A 25,348-nucleotide genomic window follows, 5' to 3' on the forward strand; every position below is an offset into this window, starting at 1 on the left:
GTCAGCAGATGTAATTTGGGATAACTCTGAACGGCTAACCCGTTGGCCTGCAGACAGCAAAAAGCCCGCGAATACGCGGGCTTTATTCTAATACCTTGAGCCGGAATTACTTCTGCAGTTTACGCATGACCAGCGTGGCGTTAGTACCACCGAAACCGAAGCTGTTAGACATAACAGTGGTCAGCTCACGTTGAGTCGGCTGAGTCACAATGTTCATGCCTACGGCTTTCTCATCCAGGTTTTCGATATTGATACTTGGTGCAATAAAGCCGTGCTCAACCATCAACAGGCTGTAGATCGCTTCCTGCACGCCAGCGGCACCCAGTGAGTGACCGGTCATGGCCTTGGTGGACGAAATTGCCGGGGTGTTATCGCCAAACACTTCGCGGATAGCGCCCAATTCTTTCACGTCGCCAACCGGCGTTGAAGTGCCGTGCACGTTCATGTAGTCGATTGGCGTATCAACGCCCTGCATCGCCATCTTCATGCAACGCACTGCGCCTTCGCCAGAAGGAGCTACCATGTCTGCGCCGTCGGACGTTGCACCGTAGCCGATGATTTCAGCATAAATGTGTGCGCCACGTGCCAGAGCGTGTTCCAGTTCTTCAACCACGACCATACCGCCGCCGCCTGCAATGACGAAACCATCGCGCGCTGCGTCATAAGTACGGGAGGCTTTTTCTGGGGTGTCGTTGTAGCTGGTGGACAGTGCGCCCATCGCATCAAACTCACAGGCCATTTCCCAGCACAGTTCTTCACCGCCGCCGGCAAAGACAACGTCCTGCTTACCCAGTTGGATCAGTTCAACCGCGTGGCCAATGCAGTGTGCAGAGGTTGCGCAAGCAGAGCTGATGGAGTAGTTAACGCCACGAATTTTGAAGGGGGTTGCCAGGCAGGCAGAAACGCCTGAAGCCATCGCCTTGGTCACCATATAAGGGCCAACGCCACGCAGGCCTTTGGCGCGCATACCGTCAGATCCAGCAACCTGGTTGCGCGGTGAACCGCCACCTGAGCCAACCACCAGACCGGTGCGATCGTTGGAAACCTGATCGGCAGCCAGACCGGAGTCTTTAATGGCTTCTTCCATGGAAAGATAGGCATAAACGGACGCATCACTCATAAAGCGCATGACTTTACGGTCGATCAGACCCGTGGTGTCCAGTTTAACATCGCCCCATACGTGACTACGCATGCCGGAATCTTTCAGCTCCTGGGAGAACGTGATCCCAGAACGACCTTCCTGCAGGCTCGCCAGGACCTCCTGCTGGTTGTTACCAATGCTGGAGACGATTCCCAGGCCAGTAATCACTGCACGTTTCATTCAATACCTCTTCCACAATTTTACATTCGGGATTTTGCATCGCACTTTAGCGTACAGATGTACGCCGAACAAGTCCGATCAGCGTTTTTCAGCTTTATTCTTATCCAGTTTGCGCCATAGCGCCAGCGCCGTTAGAATCCCGTCACCCCTTGAGTTATGAGCAACTAACCGTGAGCCACGCCCCGATCCAAACCGCAGCGTTATCCTGGAATGAACAGGGTACACCTGTTTCGAAACAGTTTGATGACGTCTACTTTTCTAATCAGGATGGGCTGGAAGAAACCCGCTACGTATTTCTCAAGGGCAACCAACTCCCTCAACGTTTTAGCTGCCACCCCCGCCCCCTGTTTCTTGTGGCGGAAACGGGCTTTGGCACCGGGCTTAATTTTCTCACCTTGTGGCAGGCTTTTGCCAGCTTCCGTGAGACAACGCCTAACGCCACGTTGCAACGGCTGCACTTTATCAGTTTTGAAAAATTCCCTCTCGTGCAGGCCGACCTCGCCGCTGCGCACGCACGCTGGCCGGAGCTGGCTCCCTTTGCCGATGAGTTACGCGCCCAATGGCCATTGCCGCTGCCAGGCTGCCACCGTCTGTTGCTGGCGGAAGGCCGCATTACGCTCGATCTGTGGTTCGGCGACGTTAACGCGTTATTACCGCACGTCGACCCCAGCATGAACCGCCAAATCGATGCCTGGTTCCTCGACGGCTTTGCGCCGGCGAAAAATCCGGACATGTGGACGGAACAGCTGTTCGCCGCGATGGCTCGTTTCGCCAGGCCTGGCGGCAGCCTTGCCACTTTCACCGCCGCAGGCTTTGTGCGACGCGGATTGCAACAGGCCGGATTTGAAGTAATAAAGAGCAAAGGCTTCGGCCAAAAACGTGAAATGCTGATCGGCACGCTGCCTGAAGATGTCACCGCCATCACGCATCCTTTCCCTTGGTCACTCCGCCCGGCGGCGGACAGTACCGACGACATTGCGATCGTCGGTGGTGGTATCGCCAGCGCATTAACCGCACTTGCGTTGTTACGCCGCGGTGCGAAGGTCAGGCTGTATTGTGCCGATCCCCACCCCGCCGAGGGGGCTTCCGGCAACCGACAGGGCGCGCTTTACCCCCTGTTGAATGGCCGTGGGGACGCGCTGGAAAACTTCTTCAGCGCGGCTTTCCCTTTTGCCCGCCGCCAGTACGATGCGTTAGTGCAACAAGGTGTCGAGTTTGACCATCAATGGTGTGGCGTCAGTCAGTTGGCCTTTGACGAGAAGAGTGCCGGGAAAATTGCAAAAATGCAGGCGGTTGAATGGCCTCCGGCGCTGGCAATGCCCGCCGACCGCGCCACGCTCAGCGCATTGTGTGGTATCGACAGCGGTTTTGGCGGCATTAACTACCCGCAAGGTGGCTGGTTATGCCCTGCCGAGCTGACACGCAATGCCCTTGCGCTGGCACAACGTCAGGGGCTGGGCTGCCATTATGGGTTTGCACTCAGTACGCTGACAGCCACTGAGACCGGTTGGCAACTCAGCTTCAGCAACGGTGAAAGCCGGCAGCATGCAACAGTGATTTTGGCCAACGGCCACCGTCTTTCTGAACTGGCGCAAGGTGAAGCCCTGCCGGTTTATGCCGTACGCGGTCAGGTATCCCATATTCCCACAACCCCAGCGCTAAGCGAATTGAAGCAGGTGCTGTGTTACGACGGCTACCTGACCCCGGTCAACGCCAATAACCAACAGCACTGTATAGGCGCCAGCTACCAGCGTGGCGAAACTGCCACCGAATATCGCGAAGAAGAACAGCAGGACAATCGCGCTCGTCTGTTACGCTGCCTGCCGGACCAGGCCTGGCCACGAGAGGTAGACGTCAGCGGTCGTCAGGCCCGTTGCGGCGTACGCAGCGCCACGCGCGATCATTTACCGATGATCGGTGCAGTACCGGATTATCAAGCCACGTTGGCGCAGTATCAGGATCTCCAGCGCCAGCATCAACGCGGCGAAGTTATCGCCAATGCTCCGGTTTATCCGAATCTGTTTATGATTGGCGCATTAGGCTCACGTGGGCTGTGCTCTGCGCCGCTGGCGGCTGAAATTTTGGCAGCGCAGCTGTTCGGCGAACCCTTGCCGGGCAACGCAGACATGTTGGCGGCAGTGAATCCGAACCGGATGTGGGTAAGAAAACTACTGAAGGGACGTGCGGTTTAATCGCAGTTTTACAGGGCGCTGTTATGAACTGCGCCCTGTAAACGGGCTCAGGCGGTCGGCAATGCCGTTTGGTACAGGTTTTCCCACATGCCATACACCAATGCCTGGTCCGGTGGGGACAGCTCGCCGGCAGCGATGGCTTTATGCAGGCTGCCTTCCACCTGTGCCTTCAGCGCTTCGGCGGTGTGTTCACCCTGTTCTTCCACCTCGGCAACCGCCAACGTCAGATGACCGCGCAGGTAGCCACCGGCAAACAGTTCATCATCGCTGGCGTGCTCTACCATGTCATCAATCAGCGCCAAAATGCGCGCTTCGAATTCTGCGATCATCAAATTTCCTCTATTACCCTGCATCTTTCAAACCGCCACGTTGTCGGCTGCGATTTGAAAGCTATTGGGTATCTATTTCCAGTTAAATATACAGTCAGTTGAGATCTTCCGGATAGGGGAAAAGCTCAGCCGTCAGCGGTGGCGTATTGTAAAACGATTGTAACGCCTGAATAAAGCGCGCAGGTCTTGTGGGTATTCCCTGCTCTAAGAGCAGCAGGACCCGCTCGCGTACCTTACGCTGGAAGGCGATGCGATCCGGTTCACAGTCGCCGTTCAGGTTGTCACAACTGACGTTGAACGGGAAACCGGCCGCGACGCAGAACATCCACTCCAGCGACTGCGGTTTAATTTCTACCGCTTCGAATTCACTTTGCGTCTGCGCATCTCGCCCGTCCGGGCAGTACCAGTAACCGAAATCGACCTGTTTGCGGCGCTGTTCACCGGCAATACACCAGTGTGAAATTTCATGCATGCCGCTGGCATAATAGCCGTGAGCAAAGACAATACGATTGTACGGCAATTCGTCATCGGCTGGCAGGTAGATGGGTTCATCGTCGCCTTTAACCAGCCGGGTGTTGTAGTCATCACTGAAGCACTGATTAAAAATCTCAATCAGTTGGGAAAATTGGTGTGTATCAGACATAAAAGACTCAAATAACCACAAATTTAAAGTGGTAATTATACCCTAACCGCGCTTTTGGCATACTACATATGCAACGCCAGCCACTGGTGAATTTCTGTACCGTGATTGTCGTACAGCAACTTACAGCTCATCACCAGCGAAACGATGACGATCATCGGGCGGATCAGCTTTTGCCCGCGGGTCATGACCATATGCGCCCCGAGACGGGCGCCCAGCACCTGCCCCACCAACATCACCAGGCCTATCCCCCACAGCACTTTGCCACCGATGATAAACAACACCAGGCTGCCAAAGTTGGACGTGAAGTTCAGTATCTTGGCGTGTGCGGTAGATTTGGCCAGGTTAAAGCCACACAGCGTCACATAGGCCAACGCGTAAAATGAACCGGCACCGGGCCCAAAAAAGCCATCGTAAAAACCCACGCAACCACCGGCCACCAGGCCGAACGGCAAGGCGCTCAAACGGCGCTGCCGATCGTTTTCCCCCAGACGCGGAGTCAGCAGGAAGTAAAGACCGATACCGATCACCAATAACGGCAGCATTTGCCGCAGCAAATCGGCGCGCATGTGCTGCACCAGGATCGCCCCGGCGACGGAGCCGATCAGCGCCAACAGAATAGTCAGTTTTTGATCGTTAAGATCAACGGCTCGTCGGCGGATGAAGTACAGGCTGGCGGATAAAGAACCACCCACCGACTGCAACTTGTTGGTCGCCAGCGCCTGCGCCGGGGGAACGCCCACCGCCAGCAGTGCCGGCACGGTCAACAACCCACCTCCACCGGCAATGGAATCGATAAAGCCTGCCAGCAATGCCACCACAAACAAAACCCCGAGCATCTCGGGGCCAACGACGAACCACTCCATTTATATCCCTCTGACTTGAAGCCGCATCTGTGTTGATTGCACTTACTCACCCGAATCACTTACTGACGTGAGACCATCGGGATATATGAGCCTCTTCCCTGAGGCTCACCCTTCGGGCCAGCGTAAACACTGTTCAAATCGGTTCCCGACCGATTTGTCATTCCCTTACTGCCTTGATGCAACTCCAATGACTTTGGATATATTATTCCGCAGCGAAATGGTTATTCAGCAAGGCCTGACAGGTAGGCGGTAATGGCGGCGGCACCGGTTTACCCGGTTTGGCGCTTGGCTGGTGCGGGACGAACCAGCTTGCTAGTTCTGCACCACAGCCGTCACCCGGTGGCGGCGTATCCTGTTCTTTACACTCCAGGCTGCCTGCCGGGCAACGCAGCCGCACATGCATATGCGCACGGTGACCGAACCACGGGCGCACCTTGTGCAACCAATCGCGATCGGCACCGGCATCCAAACACAGGCGCTGCTTGATCGCCGGGTTGACGAAGATCCGCGTCACTTCCTGATCTTGAGCCGCCATTTTGATCAGTGATTCAATCTGCGGCTGCCACTGGCGTGCAACCACCTGCTTGCCGTCGCTGGAAACCAAATCGATGGGCTGCGGTTTCAACAGTTGTTGTGCACTCCAACGCTGGCGCGGCAGCTGTAACCAGATGTCGACATCAAGGCCGGATTGATGACTGGCATGGCCGCTACTGAAGCGCCCGCCAGCCGGCATTGCCATATCACCGATCAACACCGTACCGAGATTTTTTTGGTTCGCCTTATTGCTCAGACGTTGAATAAACGCCAGCAGATCAGGGTGACCGAAATAACGACGTTGATCGGGGCGCATCACCTGATAATCCGGTGAATTCAACGGCAACGGTTGGGCACCGATGATACAACCGTTGGCAAAACCCCCCACGGCCTGTGGTGCGCCGGCCACCGGGTGATCAATTTTCTGCCAAGGTGTCAACGCCATGGCAGAGCCCGATGCCATCAGGGCAACGATACCTAACATCCAGTTTTTCATGGTGATTACCAGCGAGGAACGTTAGAAACCACATCACCGTTCTGCGCACGCTGGCGCAATAGGTGATCCATCAGCACAATCGCCATCATCGCTTCGGCGATCGGTACCGCACGGATGCCTACGCAAGGATCGTGACGGCCACGGGTAACCATTTCCACGGCTTCGCCCTGGCGATTGATGGTTTTACCCGGCACCATGATGCTGGAAGTCGGTTTCAATGCCAGGTGTGCAATCACCGCCTGGCCGCTGCTGATACCGCCGAGAATACCGCCCGCATGGTTGCTCTGGAAACCTTCCGGGGTGATTTCATCGCGGTTTTCACTGCCACGCTTGGTCACGACGGCAAAGCCGTCACCAATTTCTACGCCTTTCACCGCATTGATGCTCATTAGCGCATGCGCCAGATCTGCATCAAGGCGGTCAAAAACGGGCTCGCCGAGGCCAACCGGCACATTTTCGGCAATGACGCTGACCTTGGCGCCAATCGAATCGCCCTCTTTCTTCAGCGCACGCATCAGTTCGTCCAACGCTTCCAGCTTGTCCGGATCCGGACAGAAGAACGGGTTCTGTTCGACCTGTTCCCAGTCTTTCAGCTCGCAAACTACGTCGCCGATTTGAGCTAAATAACCGCGCACCTGCACGCCGAATTTCTGCTGCAGGTATTTCTTGGCAATCGCCCCTGCCGCAACGCGCATTGCGGTTTCACGCGCCGAAGAACGGCCGCCGCCACGATAGTCACGCACGCCGTATTTTTGTTCGTAGGTGTAATCTGCATGTCCCGGGCGGAACACGTCTTTGATTGCACCGTAGTCCTGCGAACGCTGGTCGGTGTTTTCAATCATCAGCCCAATACTGGTACCGGTGGTCACGCCTTCAAACACGCCAGAAAGAATACGCACCTGATCCGGCTCGCGGCGTTGGGTGGTATAACGCGAGGTACCCGGACGGCGACGGTCCAGATCGTGCTGCAAATCAGCTTCGGTAAGCGGAATGCCTGGCGGCACACCGTCTACGATACATCCCAGCGCCACGCCGTGAGATTCACCAAATGTGGTGACGCGGAAAATCTGCCCAATACTGTTTCCTGCCATCGCGGCTCCTTACCCTTAATTATTATCTTTGTGGGGCCCGCCAAAGCAGGCCCGAAGAATGCTTAGCTGCGGTAGAGGCTGAAGTGTTCTTTGCAATCCACCAATTGCTGCTTGGTCAGCATAAACACGCCGTCACCGCCGTTTTCAAACTCCAGCCAGGTGAACGGAATGTCTGGATACTGTTCCATCAGATGTACCATGCTGTTACCCACTTCACAAATCAGCACGCCGTCGTCGCTCAGGTAATCCGGTGCACAGGCCAGAATACGACGCACCAGCTTCAGGCCGTCGCTGCCCGCCGCCAGACCCAGCTCAGGTTCAAAGCGGAACTCCTGAGGCAGATCGGACATGTCTTCTGCATCGACGTACGGTGGGTTGGTGACAATCAGATCGTACTGGATCGCGGGAACGTCGCGGAACAGATCGGAACGAATTGGGGTCACTTGCTGTTCAACACCGAGCGCCTGAATATTGCGTTCGGTCACTGCCAGCACGTCGGCGGAGATGTCTACTGCGTCCACTTCCGCTTCCGGGAAAGCGTAGCCGCAGGCAATGGCGATACAGCCGCTGCCGGTACACATGTCGAGAATATGGCTCGGCGGGTGCGGGATCAGTGCGCTAAAGCGATCGTTGATCAGTTCGCCAATCGGGGAACGCGGTACCAGCACGCGCTCATCGACATAAAATTCCAGATCGCAGAACCAGGCTTTGTTAGTCAGATAGGCGACCGGGATGCGCTCGTTGACGCGGCGGATCACGCGCTCAACGATGCGGTGGCGCTCGCTGGAGGTTAAACGTGCGGTGTGCATGTCCTCAGGAATATCCAGTGGCAGGAACAGGCTTGGCAGTACCAATTGCACCGCTTCGTCCCACGGATTATCGGTTCCGTGACCATAGTAGATATCGGCGGCATTAAAACGGCTCACCGTCCAACGCAGCATATCTTGAATGGTGTGCAGTTCACTCACTGCTTCCTCGACGAAAATTTTGTCCAATTTGCCCTCCGGCAGGCACTGTGATTCATGATTTAGCCGCATAGTTTGCCATGAAGCCCGCGACAAATCACGCTAACCGCTTGCGCTTTTCAATTTGGCGCGAATTTTGCGTCGACAGATACCCGTGACACGGTAAACTACCGCGATAAATGATTTCCGGTGAATAAAAAATGAAGAACAAGCACCCTCTGAGTAAAGATGAATTGCAGCTCTTCAGAGAGTCGGTAGTAGACGCAAAGAAGCTGCGTCAGGACACCATTGTCCACCGTAAACCCAAACCAAAAACCAAACAGATTGCGCCGCAGCGCCTGCTGCAGGAACAAGTCGACGCCAGCTACTATTTTTCGGATGAATACCAACCACAGTTGGAAGAGGAAGGCCCAACACGCTACGTGCGTCCGGGATACAGTGCGTTTGAACTCAAGAAGCTCCGCCGTGGCGATTATTCGCCAGAGCTGTTTCTCGATCTGCACGGGCTGACCCAGATGCAAGCCAAGCAGGAACTGGGGGCGCTGATCGCCGCTTGCAAGCGCGAACACGTACACTGTGCCTGCGTCATGCACGGCCACGGCAAGCATATTCTGAAACAACAAACCCCACTGTGGTTGGCTCAGCATCCCGACGTGCTGGTGTTCCATCAGGCCCCCAAAGAATGGGGCGGTACCGCAGCGATTTTATTGCTGGTCGAACTGGCCGAGTAAACAGCAGAAATGACAAAGGGCGATGGTAACATCGCCCTTTCGTTTTGGAGCCGGCATGCGGCGCCCTACACTTTAGCCATCACCTGCGATGGGCTGACTTGCCATTCAAACTTACCGTAGCTGCCATCGGCCGCCAGATCAACGTTGGCTATCGCAGAGGTCGCGAACATTGGCGGACACTCCCCCGGGCAAAGTTCAGCCACCAGGTAACCCACGAGCGGTAAGTGAGAGACGATAAGCACGGCGTTGATCCCCTGCTGCGCCAGCACCTGCAAATAACTGCCCACCAGGCTGGCATCCCCACCCGGCGTCAGCTCGGGCAACACTTCTTCGCTTGCCGGCAACGTTAAGGCTTCCCGTACCGTAGCCAGCGTCTGCTCTGCCCGCAGATAAGGGCTGACCAGCACGCGTTCAATATCCACAGACTTGGTGTTTAACCAGGCCGCCATCTGACGTGACTCATCACGGCCACAAACAGTAAGAGGTCTTACCGAATCGCTGGCCGCATCGAGTGCCGCCTCTCCGTGACGCATAATCAAAACTTGCATATTGCACCGCTGTTGTTGACAAAATAACGCTATACAGAAACGCCGAGCGTGCTGTATCGCCGAGTTTTACAACCCTAAAGCAAAAGCTTTGAAACGATAACGCGCCGTCTCTTTATGGCGGCCGGGCATTTTGCCTGAAAGTTCACGTAAAGAAAACGCTGTTTTTTACATCAATGGCGCCTTGATACGGATTTGACGCTCACATAACAACCAATTCAACGGGTTAAATTTTAACCTTCTTAGCATGAATTTTATTGATGGCGGCCAGTTTTTCACCGCCATCAGGCTACGTTACCCCGTCCTCATCTCCCTGTATAGAGTCCGGAATTGCCGGTATTCCAAGGAGTGATAACGATCACAATGCATCCTTGATCCTACTCTAGTACAAATCACATCACCGCGCCGCTCACGTGCCCTGCGGATAGAAGCGTTCACCCTGCTGCGCCATGCGCTGCAAGCGTTCGCAAGGTGCAAAATGTTCACCGTACTGGCGCTGCAGGTACTCCAGCGTTTTAACCACCTTATCGGCACCAAGCTGATCCATATAGCGGAAGGGTCCCCCCAGGAACGGCGGGAAACCAATACCGAAGACGGCACCAATATCACCATCACGCGCACTGCGGATCACGCCCTCATCCAAACAACGCGCCGCTTCATTGAGCATCATCATCACGCAGCGTTGGGCAATAACCGCCTGCTGCAAATGTGACTTAGGCGTAATACCCAATAAAATATACACTGACGTATCGGCACGTTTATTCCGCTGCCGTTGCTGGCCTTCACTCGGATACAGATAAAAACCACGGGCATTTTTGCGCCCTTTGCGCCCATCTTTCAGTACGGCATCAAAGGCAGCGGGTGCAGAAAAACGCGGCCCCAACTGTTCAACCAGCACCGGGATGATTTTGGTGCCAACGTCAATGCCGACTTCATCAAGCAGCGTTATCGGACCGACCGGGAAACCAAAGTCCACTAAGGCTTTGTCCAACGCCTCAATCGGCTCGCCCTCCAGCAGACAACGTGCCGCTTCATTTATATAAGGCGCCAAAATACGGTTAACGTAGAAACCTGCGCGATCGGCAACCACAATCGCCGTCTTGCCCTGCTTGTGTGCCAACGCCACAGTGGTGGCAATGGTTTCTTCGCTGGTTGTAGCGTGCGGGATAACCTCAACCAACGGCATTTTGTCCACCGGGCTGAAATAGTGCAGCCCAATCACCTGCTCTGGACGCTGTGCCTTGGCAGCGATCTGGCCAATAGGCAGCGATGACGTATTGGAGGCAAAAATGGTGTGAGCGGCAGCGTGCTGTTCTATTTCCGCCACCATCTGTTGCTTCAGGGCAAGATCTTCAAATACGGCTTCGATCACCACGTCCACCTGCTCAAAGCCGGTGTAATCCGTCGAACCGGAGATCAACATCATCTGTTTTTGCCGCTCTGCCGGACGCATACGCTTGTTACGTACCCGCTTGCTGAGCACATCCCAACTGTATTTCAACGCGTGGTTAATACCCGTTTCATTAACGTCTTTAATGCGTACCGGCAGGCCACCGCGCGTGGCTGTGACGCAGGCAATGCCTCCCCCCATCAAACCACCGCCTAAAATACCAATCCGGTGAAGGGCATGAGGTAGCGTATTGGCACCCCGCTCTTTCTTCAATGCCGTGGATGCAAAGAACAAACTGCGTAACGCTGCCGATTGCGGCGTCATGGCTAACTCACCAAAGGCCCGGGCCTCGGCCTCATAACCGCTGGCGCTGCCGTGATCCAGACCGGTGCGCACCACCTGAATGATCCGTTCCGCCGCCGGATAATTGCCGTGGGTTTTCGCCAATGTTTTTTTACGCACGATGCTGAACAGCAAACTCTTGCCCAGCGGGCCATTGAGCAGCCGTTCCTGCCAGGGTAAATCGCGTTTGGTTCGCCAACCCTGCTTCGCCAGTTCAATCGCGGTCTGCAACAAAATGGATTGGGGTACGGCATCGTCAACCAGCCCCATGCGCAGCGCCTGACGCGCCCGAATATGTTTGCCGGTCAAGATCATATCCAGCGCCTTACTGGCGCCGATCAGACGTGGCAAGCGCTGAGTGCCGCCCGACCCCGGCAGTAACCCCAGCTGCACTTCCGGCAGGCCAAGTGCCGTTTTATCGTCCAATGAACAAACGCGGCTGTGGCAAGCCAACGCCAGCTCGAGTCCACCACCGAGGCAAGCACCATGAATGGCCGCCACGACCGGGACCTGGAACGCAGCAATCTGCGCCAGCGTGCTTTGCCCTTTTTTTGCCAACGCCTCTGCTTCTTTGGCCGTTGTACAAGCGGCAATCATGGTGATGTCCGCACCGGCAATAAACGAATCAGGTTTGCCTGAAATGATCACCAGCCCTTCCAGGGCCGGATGTTGCTGTGCACGAATCAGAACATCATTGACCTGATCAATAAACTCCGCCTTCAGCGTATTCACCCGCTCGTCTGGGACATCGATAGTAATCACACCAATGTTGTCTGGACGTAACGTCAGCTGAAAGGCCGAGGGTTTGGCGCGCTGTTCGTGCAATGCGTTTTCAAAACTCATTATTCCACCTCTACGATCATTGCTGCCCCTAACCCCCCAGCCGCGCAGGCCGTGGTCAACCCCAGCCCGCCACCGCGGCGCTTCAGCTCGTGCAGCGTTTGGGTGATCATGCGCGCGCCGGTAGCGGCAAACGGGTGGCCGTAGGCTATCGAGCCACCCAATACGTTAAACTTGTCCATATCCACTTCACCAATCGCCCGGCTGCGCCCCAGTTTTTTCTGGGCAAACTCGTCACTGGCAAACATTTTCAGGTTCGCCAATGTCTGCGCAGCAAACGCTTCGTGCATGTCGATGAGTTGCAGATCGGCCAAGCCGATGCCAGCGCGATCCAACGCCAGCGGCGTGGCGTAGGACGGCCCAAGCAGCATGTCTTCCCATACGTCGATAGCGGCAAAAGCAAAACTGCGTAGATAGCCCAAGGGTTGCAGGCCCAGCTCTTTTGCACGCGACTCACTCATCATCAACACGGCGGCTGCACCGTCAGTCAACGGCGTGCTGTTCGCGGCAGTGACGCTGCCATGCTTACGGTCAAAGGCCGGTTTTAGTTTCGCGTAGGAAGCCAGGCTGGAGTCTTTACGGACGTTATTGTCTTCAGCAATCTGTGTGCGATACGGCGGTACGTAGGCGGTCATCACTTCATCATGCAACAGCCCTTGCTCCCAGGCTTTGGCCGCCAATTGGTGAGAACGGTGCGCCAGCGCGTCCTGCTCTTCCCGGGTGATACCGTGGCTTTTCGCCATTTGCTCGGCAGTATCGCCCATGCGCAAGCCGGTTGAGTATTCAGCCACTGCCGGCGGTACTGGCATCAGATCGCGGAATTTCAATCGACTGAACAACTTGAGACGCTGTGACAGGGTGCGTGCTTTGTTGACGTCCACCAGCGTACGCGCCAGCGCTTTGCTGACGCCAATAGGCAATACCGAAGAGGAATCAGCGCCGCCGGCAATACCAATACTGATACTGCCCGCCATAATGCTTTCCGCCACGTTGGCAATCGCCTGGAAACTGGTGGCGCACGCGCGCGACACGCTGTACGCATCGGTATGCACACTCATGCCGGTGCCCAACACGATTTCACGCGCAATGTTCGGCGCTTCTGGCATTTGTACGACCTGACCGAATACCAATTGTTCGATCAGGGCCGGATCAATCCCGCTGCGGGCCAACAGTTCGCTCACCGCCGTTTTACCCAAATCCACCGCAGGAATACCGTGATAAGCGGTTGCCTGCTTGGCAAAGGGGGTACGCAGTCCATTTACAATAGCAATACGGTCACCGTGACGGGTCACCAACGGCAGTGCCTTACTCATAAACGCTCCTGAAGAAAATAACGTCAGCGCAACGGCCAAAAAAGAGGTCTGACCTGATGAGGTCATTGTTAACCAAATGTTTACATTTGGCAAACCGTCAGAAGTGAAAACTGAGAGCAGGAGCAACTTTCTACAGAGGGATAAAGGGAAAGGCAGCGGTGCGGGTTTGCCCCACACCGTTTTACAGCAGTGATTAACGCAGGCCGAGCTGGAAGATCAGGGTTTCAGCCTGGCAGGCAAAGGTGAAATCCGCCGCCAGTTCCACGCCACCGTCAACCGGTTTAATGCTACTGCTGATGTCACAAGGATCAGATTCCACGTTGCGGGCTTTTTCGGTCAACACGGCCAGCATTTTCTCCGCATCCTGCTGATTAGCAAATACCTGGCTGTAGGAAGCGGTACAATCCGTATTGTCCATCACGGTACCCACATCGACACAGCAACAGGCGGCCGTTTCCTGGGCACTACATTTATTCAGCGAATTTGACATGGTTGATTCTCCTCAGGGACCGCCATCACGCGAGTCCAAATTGCCATTTAGCGAATGGCGCAAAGATACAAGATTCTGCGCTTATTTTACTCTGCGGCGAAACCGATCACTAGCACTTACTTTTTATGGGTGTTTTAAGTGATGGAAATCACAAACGAAAATCGTTGTCTGCTAAGGAATGGTAAGAATTTTGTTATGTAGGGGTGGTTTTTTGTTAGCCAGATCTCTCTTTTGATATCAATTTGGAAATATTTAAAAAACAATGTTGCAACATTCTCACAGGTCGGACCTATAATTCAGCCACTGGTCTGATTTGTCTGAATGAGATCGGACCCTACAATCGCGCGCTTCCTTGTTACTTTATGTAACATGTTTAAATAATAAACACATAAAATGAGGTTTTGGTCATGAGCCAGAAAAACCTATTTACTAAATCAGCTCTCGCAGCTGCAGTGGCAATTATTTCTTCAAACGTGTCTGCCGCCGGATTCCAGCTGAATGAGTTCTCAGCAGCTGGTTTAGGACGTGCGTATTCTGGCGAAGGCGCCATGGCAGATACCGCGGCTTCTGCCAGCCGCAACCCGGCCCTCCTGATGATGTATACCCGCCCAGAGCTGTCTATCGGTGCGGTGTTTATCGATCCGGACGTAGACATTTCAGGCAAGTCACCTTCTGGTGCCAGCCTGGATGCAAAAAACATTGCCCCAACAGCCTGGGTGCCAAACCTGCACTACGTTCAGCCGATTAACGATCAATTTGCCGTGGGCGGCTCGGTAACGAGCAACTATGGCTTGGCTACCGAATTTAACGACGGTTACACCGCAGGTGCTTACGGCGGTAAAACCGACCTGACCACCGTGAACCTGAACCTGAGCGGTGCTTATCGCCTCAATCAACACTTCAGCTTCGGCCTGGGCTTCGATGCCGTTTATGCCAAAGCCAAACTCGAGCGTTATGCTGGCGAACTGCCGAAACTGATCGCAGCACAAGGCATGCAGAGTGGACAACTGACGCCGCAGCAGGCACAGCAGATTGGCGGCATCCCGGCAGACACCCAGCTTTCTCATCTGAAAGGTGACAAATGGGGCTTTGGCTGGAACGCCGGTATCCTGTACGAAGTGGATGAAAACAACCGTTACGGTTTCACCTACCGTTCTGAAGTAAAAATTAAGTTCGACGGTGATTACAAAAGCAGCCTACCGTCGGCTTATAACCCACTGCTCGGTCCCGCTGGACTGCCTTACGGCACCAATGGCAGCACCATCCCAGGCTCTTTGGACCTGAACCTGCCGGAAATGTGGGAAATCTCAGGTTATAACAAAGTTGCACCTCAGTGGGCGGTCCACTACAGCATGGCTTACACCAGCTGGAGCCAGTTCCAGGAGTTGAAGGCTACCGGCAACGGCGGTCAGACCCTGTTTGAGAAACATGAAGGCTTCAGAGACTCTTACCGTATTGCCTTGGGTACCAGCTACTTCTACGACGACAACTGGACCTTCCGTACCGGTATCGCCTTCGATGACAGCCCGGTGCCCGCGCAAAACCGTTCTATCTCAATTCCGGATCAGGACCGTCTGTGGCTGAGCGCAGGTACCACCTACGCGTTCAACAAAGACGCCTCGGTTGACGTCGGCATTTCCTACATGCACGGCCAGAAAGTGACCATCAAAGAAGGCCCATACACCTTCGACTCCGTGGGCAAGGCCTGGTTGTACGGTGCTAACTTCAACTATCGCTTCTAATACTATCGATACTGTCGATACAGAAGCCAAAAGCGCCCTTCGGGGCGCTTTTTTATTGCCGGTTATCCGCCGCATATAAAAAAACCCGCCAGGGGCGGGTTTTTTCATTCCAATCGCTAACCGAGGTTATTGCGAGTCTATCTCGTCCAGGTCGCCCTGAATCGCTTGAGCATTCGGGTTGATTTCCGGTTTCAATGACCCACCGTTCGCCAGGAAGTCGTTCCGCTGGAAATAAGCTTCACGCACCATCAAGTACGGATCAGAAGAGTTGCGCAGCAGGCCATCTGAATCCAACAGCTCGGCGCGGGTTTCAATCCCTTCGATGACCCATTTGCCTGCTGACATCCAGAAGGTCAGGTAGCTCAGCACGGGATAAACCGTATCCGCCCAGTCGCCACCCTCTTCACGCAAGGTGAAACTGCCGTAGCCCGGTAACATCACATAAGGGCCATAGCCAACACCATAGTGCCCTAAGGTGCTGCCGAAACGGTTCGGCTCTTCGCGCGCCAGTTTCGGGTTAGCCATCCCTGCAACGTCGATCAAACCGCCCATCCCCAAAAGGGTGTTGAGGAAGAAACGGTTAAAGTGGATCATCCCCTTGTAGGGATCGCCTTTCAGGAAGGAGTTTACCATGCTGGCCGGCTCTTCCAGGTTGGACGTGAAATTGCTGATGCCATTACGCGCAGGCATCGGCAAATAGTTGCGCCATGCCACTGCGACAGGACGCAGAACGTACGGATCCAGGACGTTATAGTTAAAGTTGAACATCGTCCGGTTAAATCCTTCCAGAGGATCGGATCGCCCTTGTGGTTCATCTTGTGGCGTGCTGGCACAGCCCACCAATAATACCGTTGTGAAAGCCAGCCCAGTCAGGCGAAAGTTCATATTCTTCTCCATGAAAACGCGTTCGGTCTTTTTATTCAGGGGACCTGCTTGTTTATCTGAACGTCAATCTGCTCTTTACCGCTGAAATTCTGCAGCGCGCTTTCACCGAACCAGTCACCCGCCTGCGGCGTGGCCAGACCATCCTGAGAAATTCGTACCCGCACCTTGACCTGATGCTGGGCCGAAAGCAGCCGTTCAGGCATCATGGCGTTACTGTCATCCAACGAAAACGACAATGGGAAGCGGCTTAAAGGCAGTTGTTTTACTGCAACCGGCACCGGATTGGTGCCATCGGTCACCGAGATTACCAGCGTACCCTGCTGCGGCAAAGCGTTAGTCGCCTGCGGCGATAACGTCACGTTAACAGCAAGTTTAACAGTTTCTCCGCCCGCCTGGGTTTTTGCTTGTTCAATGCTGCGCTTTATCACTTCAGCACGTTGATCGTTAGCCGGCAGCAGCTTCAACATCACCTGCCAGGCACCGATCGCCTGTTTGAAATCCCCTTGCTCGAAGGCGTTAAACGCCAACAGGCTCAGCACCCGCAAGTTGGTATGATCTTCGGCGATCATCTTGCGCAGCATCTGTGTGGCTTGCTTGTTATCCTCTGGATCATTGGATCGCGTCAAGACTTCTGCGTAACCGAGACGCACTTCCAGACTATTCGGATCCAGTTGATAAGCATGCGCAAATGCTTGAGTCGCCGTGGTCGCATTATTCAGCGCCATGCCGACACGCCCCAACATCATCCAGTCATTGATATTGCGATCGTCCTGCTGCAACGCAGTGCGTAGGCCCAATCCAAGACGGGCGATCTCTTCCATACTTAGCGGCTGGGCGCGTTCATTGGCAACGCGCGCGCGCAGTTCTGGCATTTGGGCTTCCACCTGTTGCCAGTCCAGCACCTGCGCCAATCCGCCGGTTTTCAGATAAAAACCCACAGTGACCACAACCAGAAGCACAACACCCGGCGCCAAAGCCCAACGGTTGATCGGCTTGGCCTGCGTTTCTTGCTGGCCAGGTATGTCGTTCAGCAGGTTTTGCTGCAACTCCTTCACCAACTCCGGGCGCTCTGCAACCACGCCCTGCTCTTCGTCCTGCTCAAGCTCGTGCAGGCGATCCTGGTAAAATGCCTTGTTCAACGCATCCCGGCTCGCGGCCGTGTTTTTGCCACTGTGGCGCATTGCCGGCACCACCAGCAACGCCGCAGCGCCAACCAGCAACACAATAATAATCAGCCAAAAAGCCATTAGGGTTTCTTCCTGTCAGTCTCTTTCAGCAGCGCCGCCAGACGCTGTTGCTCTTGCTCGGAGAATTCATCGCTCGCATTAGCGGTACCGGCACGGCGATGGCGAGTGCGCAGTATCACCACCGCCCCGCCAATCAGTACGAACAGCAACGGGCCAACCCACAAGATCAACGTCGCCGGGGTCACCGGGGGCTCGTAGGTAACAAAATTGCCGTAGCGCGCGACCATGTAATCGATGATCTGCTGCTTATTCTGTCCCTGCATCATCAATTCGTACACTTTGGTACGCATGTCTGCCGCGATGATGGCGTTAGAGTCGGCAATGCTGTTGTTCTGGCATTTCGGGCAGCGCAGTTGTTCTGTCAGTTCACGGTATTGCTGTTCCTGCTCCACCGATGTGAACTGATAGGTATCGATAGCCGCTGCTGCGCTCCAGCTCAGCAATGCGGCAAATACCAAGACAATCAGCTTCATGCCTCACCCCCGTACTTTCTGTACAGTGGTAATACTTCCTGCTGCCACACGCGTTCGTTCATATCCCCAGCGTGGCGATAGCGAATAATGCCTTGTCCGTCGATCAAGAACGTTTCCGGTGCACCGTACACCCCCAAATCCAGCCCCAGCATGCCATCGCCGTCATACAGGCTCAGCGCGTAAGGGTTGCCCAGCGAGTTCAACCAAGTGACTGCTTTGCTACGATCATCTTTGTAGTTCAATCCCACTACGCGGATGCCACGCGTGGCCAGGGTATTGAGATATTGGTGCTCGGCGCGGCAGGTTGGGCACCAGGTCGCCCAGACGTTTAGCAACATCGGTTTACCGTTGCGCAGCACGGCCTGATCGTAGGTCTTGCCGGGTTGATCGAGGGATTCCAGCTTGAAGGCCGGTACAGGTTTGCCGATCAACGCCGATTCCAGCATCGTCGGGTCTTCACCACCGGCGTTACGCGTCAACTGCACCATAAATGCCGCCACTAACAGCAAGAACAGGATTAACGGAATAAACAGCAGTTTACGGTTCATGCCTGCTCCTCCAGTTTGCCTTCACGCTTGAGTTTCTTGCTCATACGATAGCGTGGATCGAGTATGCACAGGATGCCGCCCAGCGCCATAAACACCCCACCGAACCAGATCCAGCGTACGAAAGGTTTGTAGTACAACCGCACGGCCCAAGAGCCGTCGTCCAGCTCCTCACCCAATGCCGCATACAGATCGCGGCTAAAACCGCCGTCAATCGCCGCTTCGGTCATCATGCTGCGTGCCACACTGTAGTAGCGCTTTTCTGCGTGCAGAGTCGCTTCCGGCTTGCCGTTTCGGGTGACATCGATGATGCCAACACCACCGCTGTAGTTCGGTCCGCGAATATCATGCACGTCACGGAATACAAAGTGATAGTTATGGATGTCTACGCTGTCGCCGGCCTTCATGCGCACATCGCGTTCCACACTGTAGTTCTGGCTAAATGCGATGCCGATCACCGTCACCGCGACACCAAGGTGGCCCAACACCATGCCCCAGTGGCTACGGGAAAGATGGCGCAGGCCGCGCCAGAACCCGTGACGATGCGTCGCACGTTCGTGCAACTCCATCAGCGTCAGGATAATCACCCAAACCGCCATGATCAGCCCTACCACCGTCATCCCGGCAATGCTGTCTTGCAACAGCCACGGCAACAGAATGGACAGCACCAGCGTAATCACCAGCGCTACGCTCAGACGGCGCCACAGCTTGGTCGGCTCATCACGGCGCCAGCGCACCAAAGGCCCGATGCCCATTAACAGCGCCATCGGCGCCATTAGCCAGGTGAACATGGTATTAAAGAAGGGCTCGCCAATTGAGATGCTACCCAGCCCCAACTGTTTGTGCACCAGCGGTAACAACGTACCCAACAGCACCACCAGCATGGCGGCGATCAAGAGCACATTGTTACCTAACAGGAAGGTTTCACGCGAGAAGGTTTCGTGCTGCACCCGGCTACGCACTTGCCCGCCCTTGACCGCATACAGCAGTAGAGAACCACCGATTACGATGACCAGATAGGCGAGGATAAACATGCCGCGCGCCGGATCGGACGCAAAGGAGTGCACCGAAACCAACACGCCTGAACGCACCAGGAAGGTCCCCAGCAGGCACAGTGAGAAAGCGGTAATGGCCAGCAATACCGTCCAGGCCTTGAAGGTACCGCGCTTCTCAGTCACTGCCAGTGAATGCATGAGCGCAGTACCGGCCAACCACGGCATAAATGACGCGTTTTCGACCGGATCCCAGAACCACCAGCCCCCCCAGCCCAGCTCGTAGTACGCCCAGGCAGAACCCAGCACGATTCCCATGGTGAGGAACACCCAGGCCGCCGTAGTCCAGGGGCGTGACCAGCGTGCCCAGGCGGTATCGAGCCGGCCGGCCATCAATGAAGCGATGGCAAACGCGAACGCCACCGAGAAACCGACATACCCCATGTACAACAACGGGGGATGGAAAATCAGACCGATATCCTGCAGCAGCGGATTGAGATCGCTGCCGTCGATCGGGAAGTTCGGCAGTGTGCGGGTGAACGGATTGGACGTCATGATGATAAACAACAGGAAACCTGCGGTGATCATGCCCATCACAGACAACACGCGCGCCACGGCATCCTGTGGCATCGAACGGCTGCACAATGCCACGGCCAGCGACCAGCAGCTCAGCAACAGCACCCACAGTAACAGCGACCCCTCATGGGCGCCCCAGGTAGCGGCAATGCGGTAATACACCGGCAATTGGGTGTTAGAGTTGGCGGCCACATAGGCCACGGTAAAGTCATTGACGACAAAAGCATATACCAGGCAGATGAAAGCCATCGCAATGGCGGCAAACATACCGTAGGTCAACGGGCGGGCGACCGCCATCATGCGACGGTCCTGACGCGCAGCGCCCCATTGTGGATAAATACTCAGCAGGAGCGAGATCGCTAATGCCAGGCACAGCAGAAAACTTCCCGTTTCCGGCATCATGATTTAGCGCCCTCATTCTGCGGAGCCGCATAGGTCGACGCCGGTCCTTTATGGTTTTCTTTCATTGCATCAGCCACTTCCGGCGGTGTGTATTTTTCATCATGTTTCGCCAGCACTTCACGGGCATTGACCACGTTGCCTTCACCCAGCACACCTTGTGCCACTACACCCTGCCCTTCGCGGAACAGGTCCGGCAGGATGCCGGTGTAGGTGACATCAATCGCGCCACGTGCATCGTAGACTTTGAAGCTGACCTGTAATGTTTTCTGATCGCGCTTCACCGATCCTGGCATCACCATGCCACCGATACGCAGGCGTTGCCCCACTTCCGGTTTTTCATGATTTTCGCCCTTGCCCAGCAGAATTTCACTCGGGGTATAAAACAGATCGATGTTGGAACGCAGCGCATACAGCATCAGGGTTGCAGTAAGCGCGACGCCGATCAGCACTACAATCGCCAGGTACAGGCGACTTTTACGACGTGGATTCACAATGATTTCTCCCGCGAGTTAGCGGATTTTTGTTTCGACTGCTGCGACTGACGAATCCGTCGTTCGCGCGCCTGACGACGGCCAATCTCACCCAGCAATTGCCGGCGCTGCCAGAAGGTGTGGACGACCAGGCCCAACAACGAGAGCAGCGTAATAGACACCGCCAGCCAGACGTAAAAGGCATACCCCCCCATAGCGAAGAACGCCTGCCAGCTCGAAAATGCGGCATTCATGATTGGCGCTCCTTATTGACCAGGCTGGCAACCCACGGGCGCTGACGTTCCTGAGACAGGATCAGATTACGCAAACGCATCAGTGTGAGGGTGATAAAGAAAAGCAGGTAACCGAGGATTGCCCAGCGCAGCGGGGTTCGCATGCTTGGCGCTATACTCTGTTGCATATTAGTCGAACCCTGATGAAGCGTATTCCACCATTCGACTGAGAAATGAATAATCGGGATATTCACCACCCCGACCAGCACCAAAATGCCCGCGGCGCGGCCTGCCAGACGCCGGTCTTCGAAGGCGTTGTACAGCGCAATAATGCCGATATAAAGGAACAGCAGCACCAACTCGGACGTCAGACGCGCATCCCACACCCACCAGGTCCCCCACATCGGCTTACCCCAGGCAGAGCCGGTGACCAGGGCAATAAAAGTAAATACCGCCCCCACGGGTGCCATCGCAGCGACAACGGTATCCGACATTTTCATCTGCCACACCAGACCGATAAAGGCGGCAACGGCCATCGAACCGTAGATCCCCATCGACCACATGGCAGCCGGCACATGGATATACATGATGCGGAAGCTATCACCCTGCTGATAGTCCTTCGGGGCGAAGCCAAAGCCCCATACCCAACCCAGCAGCAGACAGGCTGCACCGGCTAGCCCCAGCCAGGGGATAAAACGTCCACAGACGTGATACAGCCGTTCAGGCTGGGCAAATTGATGTAACCATTTCCACATTGTCGTCATTGCTCACGGTAAATTTATACGGTGGCCGCCCCGTCTACCGAGGCGACGAAAATTACTTGTGCGGTGGAACACGCTCTTTGTGGCGTTAACCCGCTTTTCAATAAGTTAGCTAGTGCACGCTCACTCGCAGCGCTGCTGCGGTGGCAAAAGGCGCCAGCGTGATGCTGCCCGCCAACATCGCCCCCAGAATTGCCAGGTAACCGTCTATTGGCATGCCCATAGAGGCGGCGTCGATGGCGGCGGTGGAAAATATCAGCACCGGTATATACAGTGGCAATACCAGCAGACTCAGCAGCACGCCACCTTTGCGTAACCCAACGGTCAACGCCACACCGATAGCACCAATCAAGCTGAGCGTCGGCGTACCCAGAAACAGCGTCAACGCAACCGCCTGCCAGGTATTTATGTTCAACGACAGCAACAAGGCCACCAGCGGCGACAGGATTAATAAGGGCAAGCCGGTGACGACCCAGTGAGCACACACTTTGCCTAACACCGTCATTGGCAGCGGCGTCGGCAACAGCAGCAGTTGCTCTAGCGAACCATCAAGAAAGTCATCGCGGAACAAGCGCTCCAACGACAACAACGCCGCCAACAACGCAGCGACCCAAATTATCCCCGGCGAAATGCGCGCCAGCAGCTGTGGTTCTGGCCCAATGCCTAACGGAAACAGCGTGATAACGATCAGGAAGAACCACAGTGGATTGACAATTTCCGACCCTTTGCGAAAGGCAATCTTCAGCTCACGGCGCAATACAGTCAGAAACATCAAAAGTTCTCCACGCGGTTTTCCGTCAGGCTGATTTTCCTTACAGCCTGTGTCGCGCCAGCCAAATCCTGATGCGTAGTCAACAATACCATGCCGCCCTGCTGCGCATGTTGCTCAAAAAGGCTAATCAATTCAGCCACGCCTTGCTTATCGATTGCCGTTAGTGGCTCATCCAGGATCCAAAGTGGGCTGTCGCTGAGCCACAGGCGAGCCAACGCAACCCGGCGCTGCTGCCCAGCGGAAAGCTGCGCCACCGGTAAATCTTCATAGCCCACCAACCCCACTTGTTCCAACGCCTGCCAAATCGCCTGGCGATCGGGTGACGTGCGCACTGCCTGGTAAAACTGCAGGTTCTCAAAAGGGGTCAACATGGTTTTAATCCCCGGCTGATGGCCGAGAAACAGTAAATCCTGATGGTAGCGTTCGCGCTGGCGTAACGTATTTTGTCCGTGCCAGCAGACCTCTCCGCTATCTGGCCGAGCTAAACCGGCCAAAATGCGTAACAGGCTGGTCTTACCCGCACCGTTTGGCCCTTCAACCTGAATAATATCGCCCGGCGTTACCCTAAAGCTTAACGCGCTAAACAGGGTGCGTTCATCTCGGACGCAACTCAGATTTTTAGCTTCCAGCATCGGGAGAACTCATATTTTTCTTTGGGATAGCGATCATAGCATAAGCCATCTGCGGCACGTACCCCGCGACAGGCCGCTCAGCTACTCCAATAGGGGTAATATTGCGTACCAGATCAAGAATGCGTAGAAAAAAACGGCGGCGTTAAAGTCTTGTTACTTTTTTCTGCCATTTGCAGCATGGCTTTCGCGGGAGCGCTGAGCCAACTACGCTTAATGCGTGGCCTTGGCAGCATCAATGGAGAGAGCAGATAATGAGCGAACAACACCCTCACCCGCAGGCAGATACGGATAATGACGTGCAAGTCGAAAGCAAGGAGCATGAGCAGGGCAAGAGCGAAATCGAGATAAAAGAAGAGAATTTACCTTCACGCGCGGCGGCAGTGCATGAGCAGATCCGCATGGAAGGTGAGAAAGAGCTGGAACGCGACGGCTGGGCGTTGCTGTGGTCAGCGGTGGCTGCCGGGCTGTCGATGGGCGCCTCGTTGATGGCGAAAGGCATTTTTCACGCCCGCTTGCCGGACGACCCCAGCCGCTTCTTTATCGAGAATATTGGCTATACCTTTGGCTTTATCATCGTGATCATGGCGCGTCAGCAGTTGTTTACCGAGAATACCGTGACCGCCGTACTGCCGATCATGCATAAACCGACACCGAGAAATATCATCATCCTGCTTCGCCTGTGGGGTGTCGTGTTGCTGGGTAACCTGATTGGCACCGGGCTGGCGTCGCTGGCATTTATCCATATGCCGATTTTTGATGAAAATACCCGGAACGCCTTCGTTAGCCTGTCTGAAGAGGTCATGCAAAACTCACCGTCGGAAATGTTCGCTAACGGCATTCTGGCCGGTTGGATCATTGCAACCATGGTGTGGATGTTTCCGTCCGCTGGCGCAGCCAAGATTTGGGTGATCGTACTCATGACCTACCTGGTGGCGATTTGCGATCTCACCCATATCGTGGTCGGATCGGTAGAGATCCTTTATCTGGTGTTTAGCGGCATCATTCCGTGGCACGATTTCATCTACCCGTTCGCTATCCCTACGCTAGCAGGCAACATTATTGGCGGCACCTTTATCTTTGCGTTAATCAGCCATGCGCAGATCCGCAACGACATGAGTGACAAAAACAAGGCTGAGCGGCTAAAGGCAGAAAAACAAACCGACAAGGCAAGAAAACCGTGATCGCGATCAGCGCAGCAGGCAAAATTCAATGCATATTGGCGATGTAATGAGCAAACGCACCGCTAAGCGCTTATTCTGCGGGTAAAAAAAGGTATACTGCCCCGGCAGCCTCAGGTTGCCAGCCCGCAGCGTCCCCGTAGTTAAACGGATATAACAAGCCCCTCCTAAGGGCTAGTTACTGGTTCGATTCCAGTCGGGGACACCATTCCGATGCCGAACGAAATCTACTTTACTCAAAAAACAATGAGTTAACCAACTCACTTTGTCTTCTATACTCTACCGAAACTCTACCGAAACTCTACCGAATTCTACCCACAGCCACGCTTAATTGTCGGTACAAAAGTTGGTATGG

The 25,348-nt window shown here is 55.0% G+C and carries 25 protein-coding genes and 1 tRNA gene; 5 read left to right on the forward strand and 21 right to left on the reverse strand.

Annotation, left to right across the window (positions count from 1 at the left end; all coding sequences use genetic code 11):
- Positions 1-106 precede the first annotated feature (106 nt).
- Positions 107-1,321, reverse strand: coding sequence for a beta-ketoacyl-ACP synthase I (gene fabB / locus AC2FCQ_RS06310; protein ID WP_209638817.1), 1,215 nt, complete (start codon positions 1,319-1,321; stop codon positions 107-109).
- 170 nt (positions 1,322-1,491) lie between these two features.
- Between fabB and mnmC the strand changes: the two genes are divergently transcribed.
- Positions 1,492-3,513, forward strand: coding sequence for a bifunctional tRNA (5-methylaminomethyl-2-thiouridine)(34)-methyltransferase MnmC2/FAD-dependent 5-carboxymethylaminomethyl-2-thiouridine(34) oxidoreductase MnmC1 (gene mnmC, locus AC2FCQ_RS06315; RefSeq protein WP_490308498.1), 2,022 nt, complete (start codon positions 1,492-1,494; stop codon positions 3,511-3,513).
- A gap of 47 nt (positions 3,514-3,560) precedes the next feature.
- On the opposite strand, the gene AC2FCQ_RS06320 is transcribed toward mnmC, so the two are convergent.
- The 6 genes from AC2FCQ_RS06320 to prmB all read right to left on the reverse strand — a co-directional run bounded on the left by AC2FCQ_RS06320 (position 3,561) and on the right by prmB (position 8,464).
- Positions 3,561-3,842 carry a YfcL family protein gene (locus tag AC2FCQ_RS06320; RefSeq protein WP_209638813.1) on the reverse strand — a complete coding sequence of 94 codons (282 nt, stop codon included), beginning with the start codon at positions 3,840-3,842 and terminating at the stop codon, positions 3,561-3,563.
- 94 nt (positions 3,843-3,936) lie between these two features.
- Positions 3,937-4,485, reverse strand: coding sequence for an elongation factor P hydroxylase (locus AC2FCQ_RS06325; protein ID WP_490308500.1), 549 nt, complete (start codon positions 4,483-4,485; stop codon positions 3,937-3,939).
- Between the two features lie 62 nt (positions 4,486-4,547).
- A complete protein-coding gene (locus AC2FCQ_RS06330) occupies positions 4,548-5,348 on the reverse strand; it encodes a sulfite exporter TauE/SafE family protein (protein ID WP_490308501.1) in 801 nt (266 codons plus the stop codon).
- Positions 5,349-5,550: 202 nt separating this feature from the next.
- Positions 5,551-6,378 (reverse strand): penicillin-insensitive murein endopeptidase, encoded by an 828-nt coding sequence (gene mepA, locus AC2FCQ_RS06335; RefSeq protein WP_209638807.1) that lies wholly within the window; start codon positions 6,376-6,378, stop codon positions 5,551-5,553.
- A 5-nt stretch (positions 6,379-6,383) separates the two neighbouring features.
- Positions 6,384-7,469 (reverse strand): chorismate synthase, encoded by a 1,086-nt coding sequence (gene aroC, locus AC2FCQ_RS06340; RefSeq protein WP_209638805.1) that lies wholly within the window; start codon positions 7,467-7,469, stop codon positions 6,384-6,386.
- 62 nt (positions 7,470-7,531) lie between these two features.
- Positions 7,532-8,464 carry a 50S ribosomal protein L3 N(5)-glutamine methyltransferase gene (prmB, locus tag AC2FCQ_RS06345; protein ID WP_209638803.1) on the reverse strand — a complete coding sequence of 311 codons (933 nt, stop codon included), beginning with the start codon at positions 8,462-8,464 and terminating at the stop codon, positions 7,532-7,534.
- A 170-nt stretch (positions 8,465-8,634) separates the two neighbouring features.
- Here prmB and smrB point away from each other — a divergent pair, with 170 nt between their 5' ends.
- Complete coding sequence (gene smrB / locus AC2FCQ_RS06350; RefSeq protein ID WP_037423626.1) at positions 8,635-9,165, forward strand: endonuclease SmrB; 531 nt, start codon at positions 8,635-8,637, stop codon at positions 9,163-9,165.
- 65 nt (positions 9,166-9,230) lie between these two features.
- Here the strand turns inward: smrB and sixA are convergent, their stop codons facing one another.
- From sixA to AC2FCQ_RS06370, 4 genes are all read right to left on the reverse strand, one after another.
- Complete coding sequence (gene sixA, locus AC2FCQ_RS06355) at positions 9,231-9,713, reverse strand: phosphohistidine phosphatase SixA (protein ID WP_209638801.1); 483 nt, start codon at positions 9,711-9,713, stop codon at positions 9,231-9,233.
- A 406-nt stretch (positions 9,714-10,119) separates the two neighbouring features.
- Positions 10,120-12,285, reverse strand: coding sequence for a fatty acid oxidation complex subunit alpha FadJ (gene fadJ / locus AC2FCQ_RS06360; RefSeq protein ID WP_490308502.1), 2,166 nt, complete (start codon positions 12,283-12,285; stop codon positions 10,120-10,122).
- Positions 12,285-13,595 (reverse strand): acetyl-CoA C-acyltransferase FadI, encoded by a 1,311-nt coding sequence (gene fadI / locus AC2FCQ_RS06365; protein ID WP_209638796.1) that lies wholly within the window; start codon positions 13,593-13,595, stop codon positions 12,285-12,287. Before fadI ends, fadJ begins: the two co-directional genes overlap by 1 nt.
- 193 nt (positions 13,596-13,788) lie before the next feature.
- Entirely contained in the window at positions 13,789-14,085 is a 297-nt protein-coding gene (locus AC2FCQ_RS06370; protein WP_209638794.1) for a YfcZ/YiiS family protein, read from the reverse strand.
- A gap of 401 nt (positions 14,086-14,486) precedes the next feature.
- Here AC2FCQ_RS06370 and fadL point away from each other — a divergent pair, with 401 nt between their 5' ends.
- Complete coding sequence (fadL, locus tag AC2FCQ_RS06375) at positions 14,487-15,827, forward strand: long-chain fatty acid transporter FadL (protein ID WP_490308503.1); 1,341 nt, start codon at positions 14,487-14,489, stop codon at positions 15,825-15,827.
- Between the two features lie 126 nt (positions 15,828-15,953).
- Here fadL and mlaA read toward each other — a convergent pair whose 3' ends face one another.
- From mlaA to ccmA, 10 genes are all read right to left on the reverse strand, one after another.
- Positions 15,954-16,712, reverse strand: a complete 759-nt coding sequence (gene mlaA, locus AC2FCQ_RS06380) for a phospholipid-binding lipoprotein MlaA (RefSeq protein WP_209638790.1) — start codon at positions 16,710-16,712, stop codon at positions 15,954-15,956.
- A gap of 35 nt (positions 16,713-16,747) precedes the next feature.
- Positions 16,748-17,959 carry a c-type cytochrome biogenesis protein CcmI gene (gene ccmI, locus AC2FCQ_RS06385; RefSeq protein WP_490308504.1) on the reverse strand — a complete coding sequence of 404 codons (1,212 nt, stop codon included), beginning with the start codon at positions 17,957-17,959 and terminating at the stop codon, positions 16,748-16,750.
- Positions 17,959-18,432 carry a cytochrome c-type biogenesis protein gene (locus tag AC2FCQ_RS06390; RefSeq protein ID WP_209638786.1) on the reverse strand — a complete coding sequence of 158 codons (474 nt, stop codon included), beginning with the start codon at positions 18,430-18,432 and terminating at the stop codon, positions 17,959-17,961. Before AC2FCQ_RS06390 ends, ccmI begins: the two co-directional genes overlap by 1 nt.
- Positions 18,429-18,980, reverse strand: a complete 552-nt coding sequence (locus tag AC2FCQ_RS06395) for a DsbE family thiol:disulfide interchange protein (protein ID WP_209638784.1) — start codon at positions 18,978-18,980, stop codon at positions 18,429-18,431. The genes AC2FCQ_RS06390 and AC2FCQ_RS06395 overlap by 4 nt, the downstream gene beginning before the upstream one ends.
- On the reverse strand, positions 18,977-20,947 hold the full coding sequence (locus tag AC2FCQ_RS06400) for a heme lyase CcmF/NrfE family subunit (protein ID WP_209638782.1): 1,971 nt from the start codon (positions 20,945-20,947) through the stop codon (positions 18,977-18,979). Before AC2FCQ_RS06400 ends, AC2FCQ_RS06395 begins: the two co-directional genes overlap by 4 nt.
- Positions 20,944-21,438, reverse strand: a complete 495-nt coding sequence (gene ccmE / locus AC2FCQ_RS06405) for a cytochrome c maturation protein CcmE (protein ID WP_037423650.1) — start codon at positions 21,436-21,438, stop codon at positions 20,944-20,946. The genes AC2FCQ_RS06400 and ccmE overlap by 4 nt, the downstream gene beginning before the upstream one ends.
- On the reverse strand, positions 21,435-21,671 hold the full coding sequence (gene ccmD / locus AC2FCQ_RS06410) for a heme exporter protein CcmD (RefSeq protein ID WP_265555568.1): 237 nt from the start codon (positions 21,669-21,671) through the stop codon (positions 21,435-21,437). Before ccmD ends, ccmE begins: the two co-directional genes overlap by 4 nt.
- Positions 21,668-22,405, reverse strand: a complete 738-nt coding sequence (locus AC2FCQ_RS06415; RefSeq protein ID WP_265555565.1) for a heme ABC transporter permease — start codon at positions 22,403-22,405, stop codon at positions 21,668-21,670. The genes ccmD and AC2FCQ_RS06415 overlap by 4 nt, the downstream gene beginning before the upstream one ends.
- A gap of 118 nt (positions 22,406-22,523) precedes the next feature.
- A complete protein-coding gene (gene ccmB, locus AC2FCQ_RS06420; RefSeq protein WP_404759194.1) occupies positions 22,524-23,183 on the reverse strand; it encodes a heme exporter protein CcmB in 660 nt (219 codons plus the stop codon).
- Complete coding sequence (gene ccmA / locus AC2FCQ_RS06425) at positions 23,183-23,815, reverse strand: cytochrome c biogenesis heme-transporting ATPase CcmA (protein WP_209638774.1); 633 nt, start codon at positions 23,813-23,815, stop codon at positions 23,183-23,185. Before ccmA ends, ccmB begins: the two co-directional genes overlap by 1 nt.
- Positions 23,816-24,066: 251 nt before the next feature.
- Here ccmA and AC2FCQ_RS06430 point away from each other — a divergent pair, with 251 nt between their 5' ends.
- On the forward strand, positions 24,067-24,996 hold the full coding sequence (locus AC2FCQ_RS06430) for a formate/nitrite transporter family protein (RefSeq protein ID WP_490308506.1): 930 nt from the start codon (positions 24,067-24,069) through the stop codon (positions 24,994-24,996).
- Positions 24,997-25,126: 130 nt separating this feature from the next.
- Positions 25,127-25,201: transfer RNA gene (locus AC2FCQ_RS06435), tRNA-Arg, on the forward strand.
- The last annotated feature ends 147 nt before the right edge of the window (positions 25,202-25,348 follow it).

It is taken from the genome of Serratia sp. CoH_134_PS_4 (genome assembly GCF_058190535.1).